10 protein-coding genes are annotated in these 12,968 nt (G+C 72.1%); all 10 read right to left on the minus strand.

Features of this window, described 5'->3' with window-relative positions; translation table 11 throughout:
- Positions 1 to 116 precede the first annotated feature (116 nt).
- The 10 genes from OHA25_RS45900 to OHA25_RS45945 all read right to left on the minus strand — a co-directional run bounded on the left by OHA25_RS45900 (position 117) and on the right by OHA25_RS45945 (position 12,951).
- Positions 117 to 845: a YggS family pyridoxal phosphate-dependent enzyme gene (locus OHA25_RS45900; protein WP_442941968.1), complete on the minus strand. Its 729-nt coding sequence runs from the start codon at positions 843 to 845 to the stop codon at positions 117 to 119.
- A gap of 48 nt (positions 846 to 893) precedes the next feature.
- Positions 894 to 2,336, minus strand: coding sequence for a cell division protein FtsZ (ftsZ, locus tag OHA25_RS45905; protein WP_327583159.1), 1,443 nt, complete (start codon positions 2,334 to 2,336; stop codon positions 894 to 896).
- A 335-nt stretch (positions 2,337 to 2,671) separates the two neighbouring features.
- Complete coding sequence (locus OHA25_RS45910; protein ID WP_305920028.1) at positions 2,672 to 3,337, minus strand: cell division protein FtsQ/DivIB; 666 nt, start codon at positions 3,335 to 3,337, stop codon at positions 2,672 to 2,674.
- A gap of 161 nt (positions 3,338 to 3,498) precedes the next feature.
- On the minus strand, positions 3,499 to 4,896 hold the full coding sequence (murC, locus tag OHA25_RS45915; protein ID WP_327583160.1) for a UDP-N-acetylmuramate--L-alanine ligase: 1,398 nt from the start codon (positions 4,894 to 4,896) through the stop codon (positions 3,499 to 3,501).
- Complete coding sequence (gene murG / locus OHA25_RS45920) at positions 4,893 to 5,969, minus strand: undecaprenyldiphospho-muramoylpentapeptide beta-N-acetylglucosaminyltransferase (RefSeq protein WP_327583161.1); 1,077 nt, start codon at positions 5,967 to 5,969, stop codon at positions 4,893 to 4,895. Before murG ends, murC begins: the two co-directional genes overlap by 4 nt.
- Before the next feature lie 12 nt (positions 5,970 to 5,981).
- Positions 5,982 to 7,262 (minus strand): putative lipid II flippase FtsW, encoded by a 1,281-nt coding sequence (ftsW, locus tag OHA25_RS45925; RefSeq protein ID WP_327583162.1) that lies wholly within the window; start codon positions 7,260 to 7,262, stop codon positions 5,982 to 5,984.
- Positions 7,246 to 8,622, minus strand: coding sequence for a UDP-N-acetylmuramoyl-L-alanine--D-glutamate ligase (gene murD, locus OHA25_RS45930; RefSeq protein WP_327583163.1), 1,377 nt, complete (start codon positions 8,620 to 8,622; stop codon positions 7,246 to 7,248). Before murD ends, ftsW begins: the two co-directional genes overlap by 17 nt.
- A complete protein-coding gene (mraY, locus tag OHA25_RS45935) occupies positions 8,622 to 9,674 on the minus strand; it encodes a phospho-N-acetylmuramoyl-pentapeptide-transferase (RefSeq protein ID WP_327583164.1) in 1,053 nt (350 codons plus the stop codon). The genes murD and mraY overlap by 1 nt, the downstream gene beginning before the upstream one ends.
- Positions 9,671 to 11,422, minus strand: coding sequence for a UDP-N-acetylmuramoyl-tripeptide--D-alanyl-D-alanine ligase (gene murF / locus OHA25_RS45940; protein ID WP_327583165.1), 1,752 nt, complete (start codon positions 11,420 to 11,422; stop codon positions 9,671 to 9,673). The genes mraY and murF overlap by 4 nt, the downstream gene beginning before the upstream one ends.
- A complete protein-coding gene (locus OHA25_RS45945; protein WP_327583166.1) occupies positions 11,419 to 12,951 on the minus strand; it encodes a UDP-N-acetylmuramoyl-L-alanyl-D-glutamate--2,6-diaminopimelate ligase in 1,533 nt (510 codons plus the stop codon). Before OHA25_RS45945 ends, murF begins: the two co-directional genes overlap by 4 nt.
- Positions 12,952 to 12,968 lie beyond the last annotated feature (17 nt).

Raw genomic sequence — 12,968 nt, forward strand, 5'->3', positions numbered from 1 at the left:
GTCGCCCTCGCTCGGGACCCGTCGCCGGGCTCCGAGGCGGTAGCCGTACCCCCTTGGAGCTCACCGCCGATCGACCTCTACCTGATCATGGACCTGAAGACCCACTTGAGGGGACATTACCTGACGAAGGGCTTGCGGCGGCCGAGCAACGCCGTACCGACCCGCACGTGTGTCGCGCCGTAGGCGATCGCCTCCACGAGGTCCTCGCTCATCCCCGCGGAGACCATCGTGGCGCGGTGGTGCTGCTCCTGCACCCGGGTGGCGATGTCACGCAGCCTGGCGAACGCCTTGGCGGGCTCCTCGCCCAGCGGCGCCACCGCCATGACGCCGCCCAGCCACACGCCCTCGGCGAGCGCCACCTCGTCGGCGAGCTCGAGCACGTCGGCGGGCCGTGCCCCGCCCCTGGCCGGGTCGTCGTCGAGCGCGACCTGCACCAGGCACCCGACGTTGCGGCCCTGGCGCACCGCCTCCCTGCTGATCGCCTCCACCAGCCTGAGGCGGTCCACGGAGTGCACCACGTCGGCGTACCCGACGACGGAGCGGACCTTGTTGGTCTGAAGCTGGCCCACGAAGTGCCAGGTCAGCGAGAGATCGGCGAGCTCGGCGGCCTTGGACGCGGCCTCCTGGTCGCGGTTTTCGCCGATGTCGCGCACGCCCAGCTCGGCCAGGATGCGCACGTCCTCGGCCGGCCGGGTCTTGGTGACGGCGATCAGCGTGACCTCGCCGCGGTCGCGGCCCACCGCCCGGCAGGCCGCCGCGATGCGCGCGTCGACCTCGGCGAGCCCGGCCGCGATCTCATCCCTTCTCACGTGAGTCTCCCTCCCGATTCGGCTCTCGCAGCACATGAGCGCGCCGCTCCCGTATCCCTGGGGGAGCGGCGTCGGGTCTCCGTGCTACTTGAGGAAGTCGGGAACGTCGAGTTCCTCTTCCTGTTCCTCGAAGATCACGCGCGGACGTTTGGCGGGCTCCGACATGCGGGAGGTGATGGGCGTGGGCGGGTTGGCGGGCTCGGGCGCGGGCCGCGGGATCGAGACCGGGCCGGACGGCCCGTCGGCCGGCGGCTCGTCGTCGTCCTGCTCGGCGACCGCCTGCACCGGCTCCATGGGGCGCACGGGCTCGGGACGCGGCTCGGGCCTGAACTCACTCCTGGGCTCGGGGCGGAAGTCCGCACGAGCCTCAGGACGGGGCTCGGGACGCGGCTCCGGCCTGAAGTCGGGCCGGGGCTCCGAACGCACCTCAGCGCGCGGCTCAGGGCGCAGCGGGGGCGGCTCGGACTTCACGCTGGGCGACGACATGCTCGGGCGTACGGGCGAGGACACGGGCGGCGCGGGAGGCGGCGACGCGGCGGGGCGGCCGGCCGGCCGCGGCAGCTGCTTCTCGGCCGGACCGGGCACGTCGTCGAAGCCCGCCGCGATCACCGTCACGCGCACCTCGTCGCCGAGCGCGTCGTCGATGACCGTGCCGAAAATGATGTTGGCGTCGGGCGCGGCGGCCATGGACACGAGCTGGGCCGCCTCGTTGATCTCGAACAGGCCCAGGTCCGAGCCGCCCGCGATGGACAGCAGCACGCCGTGCGCGCCGTCGATGCTGGCCTCCAGCAGCGGGCTGGAGACCGCCATCTCGGCGGCCGCCACCGAGCGGTCGTCGCCGCGGGCGTGGCCGATGCCCATGAGCGCCGAGCCGGCGCCGGACATGACCGACTTGACGTCGGCGAAGTCCAGGTTGATCAGACCGGGGGTGGTGATGAGGTCGGTGATGCCCTGCACACCGGACAGCAGCACCTGGTCGGCCGCCTTGAAGGCGTCGAGCACGCTCACCTGCCGGTCGGAGATCGACAGCAGCCGGTCGTTGGGGATCACGATCAGCGTGTCGACCTCGTCGCGCAGCGTCTCGATGCCGGCCTCGGCCTGCATGGCCCTGCGGCGGCCCTCAAAGCTGAACGGCCTGGTCACGACGCCTATGGTCAGGGCGCCGAGCGACCTGGCGATGTTGGCCACCACGGGCGCGCCGCCGGTGCCGGTGCCGCCGCCCTCGCCCGCCGTGACGAAGACCATGTCGGCCCCCTTGAGGACCTCCTCGATCTCCTCGCGGTGGTCCTCGGCCGCCTTGCGCCCGACGTCGGGATTGGCGCCCGCGCCGAGCCCGCGCGTGAGCTCGCGGCCCACGTCGAGTTTCACATCGGCGTCACTCATCAGCAGCGCCTGGGCGTCGGTGTTGATGGCGATGAACTCGACGCCCTTGAGTCCCTCCTCGATCATCCGGTTGACGGCGTTGACTCCGCCGCCGCCGATGCCGACGACCTTGATGACCGCGAGGTAGTTCTGCGGTGCTGCCACGACGAGGGGCCTTTCCGCTCGTTGACTTGCCATTTCGGTGCGGATTGTCTCCGCTTTTGTCAGTTCGAGTAACTCTCAACCTCAGGTTGAGATTTAGATTTATGTCAACCTGATGATTGATACGGACAGTAGGAGCCCCCTACCTGGCGGGTCAACTAACCGCGCCGCAAGCACGTCCGGCGTGTCGCGGGCTGTCCGTTTCGCTCCGAAGTCGTGCCTGGTCGGAGCTCTCCTCTGCCCAACCTCCGACTTTAGGCTCTCACGCCGCGACCCCCACCTCGCACAGGCTCGGCCATGCCCTTGCCGCGGACTTGCCAGACCCTGACAACTCTTGATCACTTCAGGGTCACCACGTCCGGGGAGCTGACGTCGTACACCGTGGCCTTTTCTCGTTTGAGAAGCGAGGCCAGGATGCGGCCCTTTTCCTCGGGACGGTCCGGGCCGCCCCACACGACGGAACGCCCGTCGGACAGCTCCAGAGTCACCCCTTCGGCCGTTCCCGCGCGCACCTGCCTGACCTTCGGGGCCACCTCGTCCGGGACCGCCTCGATGACCTGCAGCGCCGCCATCAAGGCCGGGTCGCCCGCGGCGGGGCGGTCCACCTTGAGCAGCGGCAGCAGCGGCGGGGCGGCGGAGGCCACCTCGATCACCACGGCCTGCTTGTCCACGACGGCGAACCTGCCGCCGGCGGGGATGACGGCGACGGGCTCCCGCTCGACCACCTCGATCTTGAGCGTGCCCGGCCAGACCCGGTCGACCTTCGCGCCGGCGAGCTGCCTGATGCCCAGCACGCGGCTCTGGACGCCGGCGAGGTCGACCGTGGCGAGCGGGTGGAGGTCCGCCACCCCGGCCTGCTGTTTGATCCGCTCGCTGGGCACTGTGAGATTTCCCACGATCTCGATCGAGCGCACGCCCAGCACGGGCGAGAAGAACACCAGCCATGCGGCCGTGCCCACCACCCCCGCAGTCAGCAGCACCAGGAACGCCGTCCGCGCCTTCATCGCCCTCCTGCCGTGTCGGCACCGAACCTACTCCCGAGTACGGCGTGACGCCGCGCGCCACGCCGGGATGCAGGCGGGGCCCACGGCGTCCTCCAGCCGCCGATTCCGGCGTCCTGGAGTGACTCCCGGGCCCCCGCCGGCCCGGGAGGTGGGATGAGGTCTCAGGACAGCTGGGCGACGATCTGCGGGCCGAGCTCCGTGACGTCGCCCGCCCCCATCGTGAGCACGATGTCGCCGGGCCGGGCCCGCTCGGCCACCAGCGCCGGCACCGCGGCCCGGTCCGGGGCGTACGCCACCCGCTCGGCCGGCAGCGGCACCCGCGAGGCCACCATCGCGCCGGACACCCCGGGCTCGGGATCCTCCCTGGCGCCGTAGACGTCGAGCACGATGGCCTCGTCGGCGAGCCCGAGCGCCGCGCCGAACTCCTCGGCGAAGAAGCGGGTGCGCGAGTAGAGATGCGGCTGGAAGATCGCGATGACCCGCCCGGTGCCGGAGTAGGAGGCGACCACGTCGCGGGCGGCCCGAAGATCGGCGGCCAACTCGGTCGGATGATGGGCGTAGCTGTCGAACACGGCGACCCCGCCGGACTCGCCCTTGGCCTCGAAACGCCGCTTGGCCCCTGTGAAGGCCCCCAGCCCCTCTCTGATCTCCTCGAAGGGCAGCCCCAGCTCGTCGGCCACGGCGAGCGCCGCGGCGGCGTTGAGCGCGTTGTGCGCCCCGGGAACGGCCAGCCGCACGGTGCCCCGGCCCTCGATCTCGAACACGGTCCCGAACCCGTCGGGCCGGATGCCGCTCACGCGGTAGTCCTCGCCCTCGACGCCGTAGGTCTTGACCCGCAGCCCCCGCTCCCGCGCCATGCGGGCCACCTCCGCCGCGCCGGGGTCGTCGGCGCAGGCGATGAGCAGCGAGCCGACCCGGTCGGCGAACCTGGCGAAGCTGTCGTGCACGGCCCGCGGGTCGCCGTAGTTGTCCAGGTGGTCGGCCTCGACGTTGGTCACCACCGCGATGTCGGGCGCCAGCATGAGGAACGACCCGTCGCTCTCGTCGGCCTCGGCCACGAACACCGTGCCCTCCCCGTCGTCGGCGCCGAGCCCGGTGGTGACGAGCTGGCCGCCCACGCAGTAGGACGGGTCGGCGCCGCACTTCTGCAGCGCCACGGTCAGCATCGAGGTCGTGGTGGTCTTGCCGTGGGTGCCCGCGATGGCCACGGCGGTGCGCCCGGCCATCACCGAGGCGAGCGCGGCCGCCCGTGGGATGATCCGCAGCCCTTGCTTGAGCGCCTCGCCCAGCTCCGGGTTGGAGTCGCGGATGGCGGTCGAGACGACCACGGTGTCGACGTCCCTGATGTGGGAGGCGGCGTGGCCGATGTGCACGGTGGCACCCAGCTCGCGCAGCTCGGTGACCAGCTCGGAGCTGCGCGCGTCGCTGCCCGACACGCGCACGCCCCGCTTGAGCAGGATGCGGGCGATGCCGGACATGCCCGCGCCACCGATACCGATGAAGTGCACGCGTCCCAGATCTTCGACGCGGACGGGATCGACCAGCTTGACGAGACTCATCGGGCTATCTCCAACACTTTCCTGGCAAGCATGATATCGGCGTCCTTGCGCCCCAGCCGGGAGGCGGCCTCCGACATGGCGGCGACCCGCTCGGGGTCGTGGAGCATGGGCAGCACGTTCTGGATGATCCAATCGGGTGACAGGCCGGCGTCGTCGACCATCAGGCCGCCGCCGCCCCGGGCGATGCGCTCGGCGTTGATGCGCTGCTCGCCGTTGCCGTGCGGCAGCGGCACGTAGGCCGCCGGCAGCCCGACCGCGGTCAGCTCGGCGCACGTCAGCGCCCCGCTGCGGCACAGCGCCACGTCGGCGGCCGCGTAGGCGAGGTCCATACGGTCGACGTAGGGCAGCAGCACGTATTGCGGGTCACCGGGCGGCGGCTCGCGCTCCACGGTGTTCTTCGGGCCGAGCACGTGCAGCACCTGCACGCCCGCCCGGCGCAGGACCGGCGCCGCGGCCAGCGCGGCCTGGTTGAGCGACCTGGCCCCCTGCGAGCCGCCGAACACCAGCAGCGTGGGCCGGTCGTTCTCCAGGCCGAACCAGGAGCGGGCCTTGTCGCCCATCGACAGCCGGTCGAGGCCGACGATCTCGCGGCGCAGCGGGGTGCCGATGAACTCGGCCTTGGGCAGCGCGGCGTCGGGAAACCCGGTGAACACGTGCTCGGTGAGCCGGGCGCCCAGCCGGTTGGCGAGGCCCGGCCGCGGGTTAGCCTCGTGGACGACGATCGGCAGGCCACGCCGCTTGGCCGCCAGGTAGGCTGGAGTTGCGACATAACCGCCGAAGCCGACCAGCACGTCGGCCTTGACGCGGTCGATTATGCCGGCCGTGGCGTTGATCGCGCCTGCGAGCCTGCCAGGGACAGTGAGCAGGCTCGGGGTGATCGCCCTTGGAAGCGGCACGGCCGGCACCAGCTCCAGCTCATAGCCCCTGGCCGGCACGAGCCGCGTCTCCAAGCCGCGCTCGGTGCCCACACAGGTGATGCCGATGCTGGGGTCTAGACGGCGCAGCGCGTCCGCAAGGGCGAGCGCGGGCTCGATGTGCCCGGCCGTCCCGCCACCGGCGAGGACCACCCTCATCTCGGTCACTCCCTAACGTGTCACTCGGCGTCTGGTCGTACCTCCCAGGCCAAGCCAGCTTAGGGCCCGGGCGGCGGGTCCGGGGCCACGGGCCGCCAAGGCCTCCTTCGCGCCCGGCTCGCGTTTGGCGAACGACACCAGCATGCCGAGCGCGGCGAGCGTGGGCAGCAGCGCGGATCCGCCGTAGGAGACCAGTGGGAGGGGGATGCCGGTGATCGGCAGCACGCCGAGCACCGCGCCCATGTTGACAGTGGCCTGCCCCACGATCCAGGCCACCATGGCGGCGGCCGCCAGCCTGACGAAGGGGTCGTTCACCCGCACCGCGACCCGCAACCCCGCATAGCCCAGCAGCCCGAACAGCGCCACCACCATCAGCGTGCCCATCAGACCGAGCTCCTCACCGACGATGGCGAAGATGAAGTCGCTCTCGCCGTGCGGCAGCCAGCTCCACTTCTGCCGGCTGCTGCCCAGCCCGAGCCCGAACCAGCTGCCCGAGCCCATCGCGATCTGCCCCTGCACGGCCTGGTAGCCGGCGCCCTGCGCGTCGGCCCACGGGTCGAGGAAGGCGCCGATGCGCGCCATCCGGTACGGCTCCACCTTGATCATGATGATCGCGGCCAGCATCGCCAGAGCCATGAGGCCGCCGAACAGCTTGACCGGCGCCCCCACCACCCACAGCAGCGCCAGGAAGATCATGAACAGCACCAGCGTGGTGCCCAGGTCGCGGCCCAGCATGACGAGCACGGCCAGGAGCACGGTGCCCGGCATGAGCGGGATCAGCATCTGCCGCCACTCGATCCGGCCCTGCCGCGCCCGCCTGGCCAGCAGGTCGGCGCCCCACAGCACGAGCCCGAGCTTGGCCGGCTCGGACGGCTGGATCGTCAGCCCGCCGGGCAGGTAGATCCACCTCTGCGCGCCCAGCTCGGACGAGCCGATGAACAGCACCATGACCAGCGCGATGATCGACAGCGCCATCAGCGGGTAGCCGGCCCAGCGGAAGAACTTGGCCGGCAGGCGCGCGCAGGCGTACATGAGGGGCACGCCGACCGCGGCCGACAGCGACTGCTTGATGAACCACGAGAACGGGCTGCCGGTCTTCTGCAGCGCCTCGATGCTGGAGGCCGACAACACCATCATCAGCCCGAGCGCCAGCAGCAGCGCGCTGCACATGATGATGAGGTAGTAGGTGGTCAGCGGCTTTTCGAGCAGCTCCTTCAGCGCGGCCAGCTGCTCGCGGAGCGGGCTGCCGGACCTCTGCGCGGCGCCCGGCTTCTCTTCAGCGGTCGTGCTCACGTCGCCGCCTCAGCTCGTGTACGGCACGCGCGAAGGCCTCCCCTCGCGCGGGATAGCCGGCGAACATGTCGAGGGAGGCCGCCGACGGGGAGAGGAGCACGGTGTCGCCCGGCGAGGCCAGGCGGGCGGCTTCGATGACGACTCTGTCCATCGCACCAGTGTCCCGATCAGCGATGTCCACGACGGGGACATTCGGGGCGTGTCGCGCGATGGCTTCGGCGATCATGGCTCGATCGACGCCGAGCAGCACCGCGCCGCGCAGCCGGGGAGCGGCCTGGCGGACCAGGTCGTCGACGTCGGCGCCCTTGAGCTGGCCGCCCGCCACCCACACGATCGACGGGTACGAGGCCAGCGCCGCGGCGGCGGCGTGCGGATTGGTGGCCTTGGAGTCGTCGACGTAGTCCACGTCGCCGATCCTGTCGACGTGCGACAGGCGGTGCGGGTCGGGCGTGAAGTCCCGCAGGCCGCGCGCCACCGCCTCGGACGGGACGCCCAGCGAGCGGGCCAGGGCGGCGGCGGCCAGGGCGTTGGCCACGTTGTGCGGCGCGAACGGCCGCACGTCCTCCAGCGTCGCCAGCTCCTCGGCCGCCTCCACCGGGTCGGCCACGAACGCCCGGTCCACCAGCAGGTCCTCCACGACGCCGACCTCGCCGCGCTTGGGCACCCTGAGGGTGAACCCGACGGCCCCCGGGTAGGGCGCGGCCAGCCGGGTCGCCTCGGGGTCGTCGGCGTTGAAGATCACGGTGCCGGCGCGTTCGTAGATGCGGCCCTTGGCGGCGGCGTACGCCTCCATGGAGCCGTGCCAGTCGAGGTGGTCGGGCGCGATGTTCAAGATGGCCGCGGCGTGCGGGGCAAGCGTGCTCGACCAGTGCAGCTGGAAGCTGGACAGCTCGACGGCCAGCACGTCGTACGGCTCGCCGACGGCGCGTACGACCGGAACGCCCACGTTGCCCACGGCCAGGGCCTTGTGGCCGGCGGCGAGCAGGATGGAGGTGAGCATGCGCACGGCGGTGGTCTTGCCGTTGGTGCCGGTCAGTGCCAGCCACGTGGCCGCCTGGGCCGGACGCAGCCGCCAGGCCAGCTCCACCTCGCCCACGACCTCGACCCCGGCCTCCGTCGCCGCGGCGATGAGCGGGTGGTGCGGCGCCCAGCCCGTGGTGACGAGCCGGGTGGCGCCCTCCGGCAGCGCCATCTCCCCGAACCGGGTCTCGACGCCGAGCCTGGCCAGCTCGGCCGCGGCGGCGAGCTGCGGCTCCCCCGCCTTGGCCTCCACGACCACGACGTGCTCGCCGCGCTCGGCCAGAGCCCTGGCCACGGCGGTGCCGGACACGCCGAGCCCGGCGACGCAGGTCACGCTCATCAGGGCATCCATTCGACGTAGAACAGGCCGAGCCCGAGCGCCGCGCAGAGCATCGCGATGAGCCAGAAGCGGACCACGATCGTGGTCTCCGCCCAGCCCTTCAGCTCGAAGTGGTGCTGCAGCGGCGCCATCCTGAACACGCGTTTGCGGGTCATCTTGAAGAACCCGACCTGGATGATCACCGACATCGTGATGATCACGCACAGCCCGGCGAGGATGATCAGCAGCAGCTGGGTGCGGGTGGCGATGGCCAGCCCGGCCAGCACGCCGCCGAGGGCAAGCGAGCCGGTGTCACCCATGAAGATGCGGGCGGGCGGGGCGTTCCACCACAGGAACCCGATGAGGGCGCCCAGGACGGCGGCTGCCACGACGGCGAGGTCGAGCGGATCTCGTACCCAGTAGCAGTTGGGGCCGAGCTGGTCGATGCAGTTGTTGCGCAGCTGCCAGTTGCCGATCAGGACGTACGCGCCCAGCACCACCCCGGCCGCGCCGCTGGCCAGGCCGTCGAGACCGTCGGTGAGGTTCACCGCGTTGGAGAACCCGACGATCATGATGAGGACCCAGATGGTGAAGCCGACGATGCCGATCGACGGGCCGATGTCACGCAGGAACGACACGCGGGTCTCGGCGGGGGTGATGCCGTAGACGTTGGGGTTGCGTACGACGAGGACGGCGAAGATGGCGCCGACGACGAGCTGGCCGAGCGCCTTGGCACCGCTGCGGAGGCCGAGGCTGCGCTGTTTGTAGATCTTGATGAAGTCGTCGAGGAACCCGACCGCGCCGAGCCCCGTCATGAGGAACAGCACGAGCATGCCCGACACGGTCGGCGCGCTGAGCGTGGCGAAATGGGAGGCCGCGTAGGCGAACAGGGCGGCCAGCACGAACACCGTGCCACCCATGGTGGGGGTGCCCCGCTTGCCGTGGTGGGCCTGAACGCCCTCCTCGCGGATCTGCTGGCCGTAGCCGCGCCGCGAGAACAGCCTGATCGCCAGCGGGGTGCCCAGCATCGAGATGATCAAACCCACCGCGCCGGCGATGACGATGTTGATCACTGGGCGGCACCTCCGAGCAGGAGCTCGGCCGTCCGCTCCAGGCCCATCGCCCGCGGACCCTTGATCAGCACGGCGTCGCCGGGGCGCAGCCACTGGTTCAGCTCGGCCGCCGCGACCTCGGCGTCGGGCACGTGCACGATCCGCGTCGGATGCGCCACTCCCCCGCCTCCGGGCGGCCCACCGATGGTCGGCGGCCCGCCGGCGTACGGCCCGCCCGCGTACGGCCCGCCCGCGGCCGACGCTCCACCGGCCGCAGGTCCCTGCCGGCCCTGGGGCACACCGGCGTCGGGCGCCTGCCACCCCTGCGGGGCGTCGTCCTGCGGACCGGGCACCGGCGCGCCGTGCGGCGGTATCACCGGCGCAGGCCCAGCCGGCCCCTGAGGGCCGGAAGCGTGCTGCGCGGCTGGGGGGTGGGGCCCGGGGGCGTGCTGCGCGGCCGGGGCGTGGGGCCCGGGGGCGTGCTGCGCGGGCGGGGCGTGGGGCCCGGGGGCCTGCGGGGCGCCTGGTGCGGGCGCGTGGGCTGCGGCGTGGGCGCCTTGCAGGACCGGTTCGGCGTCCGGGCCCGCCACGATGAGAGCCGTCAGGCCGGCGCCCCCGGCCATGCGGCCGAGCTCGGCGTTCAGCGCGGGCCCTTCGTCGCCCAGCTCCCGCAGCGCCGCGATGACGGCGAAGCGCCGCCGCCCCCGCCCCAGCACCTCGAACGCCTCGAAGGCGGCGCGCATGGAGTCCGGGTTGGCGTTGTAGGCGTCGTTGACCACGATCACCCCGTCGGCCCGGTCCGTGACCTCCATCCGCCACCGGCTGCGCGGCGTGGCCTCGGACAGCTCCGCGGCGATCGTGGCGACGGGCAGCCCGAGCTCGTATCCGGCCGCCGCGGCCGCCAGCGCGTTGTCGACCGCGTGTGCCCCGTACAGCTTCAGCGACACGTGCGCGGCCCCCGACGGGGTGCGCAGCGTGAAGGAGGCCCGCCCGCGGACGTCCACGACGACCTCTTCGGCCCGGATCGCCGCGTCGTCGCCCCGCCCGAAGTACGTGACCCGCGCGTCGGTGCGCGCGGCCATCTCCCGCACGTAGGGGTCGTCGGCGTTGAGCACGGCCACGCCGGTGCGGGGCAGCGCCTCCACCAGCTCGCCCTTGGCCTTGGCGATGGCCTCCTTGCCGCCGAACACGCCGAGGTGCGCGGTGCCGACGTTGAGCACGACGCCGATCTTCGGCGGCGCGATGCGGGTCAGGTCCTTGATGTGGCCGAGGTTGCGCGCGGCCAGCTCCAGCACCATGAACCGGGTGCCGGCGTCGGCGCGCAGCACCGTCAGCGGGTGGCCGAGCTCGTTGTTGAAGCTGCCGACCGGCGCGATGGTGGGCCCGATCCGGGCGGTCAGCCGGGCCAGCAGGTCCTTGGTGCTGGTCTTGCCGGCCGACCCGGTCACGCCGATCACGGTGGCGTCGGGCAGCGCGGCGACCTGGGCGGCGGCCAGCTCGGCCAGCGCGACGGCGGCGTCCGGCACGATCACCGCGGGTGCGTCGACCGGCCGGGTGGCCAGGACGGCGACGGCTCCGGCCCGGATCGCCTGCGCGGCGTAGTCGTGACCGTCGACCCGCGCGCCCCTGAAGGCGACGAACAGCGATCCCGGTTCTACGGCCCGCGAGTCGATCACGACGGGCCCGCGCACCACCGCGCGGGGATCGGCCATGCCCGACAGGGCGCCCGAGGTTATCTCGGCGATCCTGGCCAGAGGCAACGGGATCATTGGTGCTTCCTGCTTTCCTTGCGTGCGTCGATCGCCTCGGCGACCACCTCCCGGTCGTCGAAGGGGATCACCTCGCCTGACATGTACTGACCCTGCTCGTGACCCTTGCCTGCCACGACGATCACGTCGCCGCGCCCGGCGCCGGCGATCGCCAGGCCGATGGCGGCCGCGCGATCGGGCTCAATGATCACATGAGCGCGGTCGTGCTGCGGAACGCGGAGCGCTCCCTCCATCATCGTCGCGAGGATGGCGAGCGGATCCTCCGAACGGGGATTGTCGCTCGTGAAAATGGCCACATCTGCCAACTGTGCGGAGATCTCGCCCATGATGGGCCTTTTGCCCTTATCGCGGTCGCCACCGCAACCGAGCACGATCACGAGCCGGCCCGCGGTGACGGTACGCAGGGACCGCAGCACCGATTCCACGGCGCCCGGCTTGTGGGAGTAGTCCACGATCGCCTGGAACTCGTCCTCGCCCGTCGTGACGCGCTGCATGCGCCCCGGCACGCCGATGAGCGTGCCGACGCCGTGCACGGCCGTCTGCAGCGGCACGCCCGCCTCGACCAGGGTGACGATGGCCCCGAGCGCGTTGGCGACGTTGAACGGCCCCGGCAACGCGATCTGCGCGTCGGCCTCGACGCCGCCAGGGCCGACCACGCGGAACGCGCTGCCGTCCGCGCCGAGCCTGACCTCCAGCGCCCGCCACGCGGCCTCCGGGTCGCCCTGCGCCGAGAACGTCGTCATCGGGACCTTCGCCAGGTCCAGCAGCTCACGACCGTAGCGGTCGTCGATGTTGGTGACGCCGACGCGGCTCAGCTCCGGCTGGAACAATCGCACCTTGGTGGCGAAGTAGTCCTCGAAGTCCTTGTGGAAGTCGAGGTGGTCCTGGGAGAGGTTGGTGAACAGGGCCACGTCGTAGTAGACGCCGTCGATCCTGCCGAGGGCGAGCGCGTGGCTGGAGACCTCCATGGCGGCCGCGCCGACGCCCTCCTCGCGCATGAGCGCGAACAGGCCGTGCAGCACCGACGCCTCCGGCGTGGTCAGCGTCGGCTGGAAGCGCAGGTCGCCCGCGCGGATCTCGACGCCGCCCACCAGACCCGTCCGGTGCCCGGCGGCCCGCAGGCCCGCCTCCAGCATGAACGTGGTGGTGGACTTGCCGCTGGTGCCGGTCACACCGAGGATCTGGATGTCATGGGCCGGCTGCCCGTAGACCCAGCTGGAGATCTGCCCGAGCAGGGCGCGCGGGTCGGCCACGATCAGGACGGGAAGCCCGGTGGCGACGGCCGCGTCGCGCCCCTCCTTGTCGGTGAGGATGGCCACCGCACCGCCGGCCATCGCCTCGGCGGCGAACGCGGCGCCGTGGGCGCGGCTGCCGGGCAGCGCGACGTAGAGATCCCCGCGTCTGGCGTCGCGGGAGTCGATGGTGACGCCGGTCAGGGCGGCGTGTGGCGAGCGCGAGGTGCCCGAATCGGCATCGAGCATGGTCGCGAGCCCGGTCAGCGGGCGGGGCGGGCTGGTCGTGGGACGCATAGACGACGGGGGACGCA

Source organism: Nonomuraea sp. NBC_00507, from assembly GCF_036013525.1.
In the GTDB taxonomy this organism is placed as follows: domain Bacteria; phylum Actinomycetota; class Actinomycetes; order Streptosporangiales; family Streptosporangiaceae; genus Nonomuraea.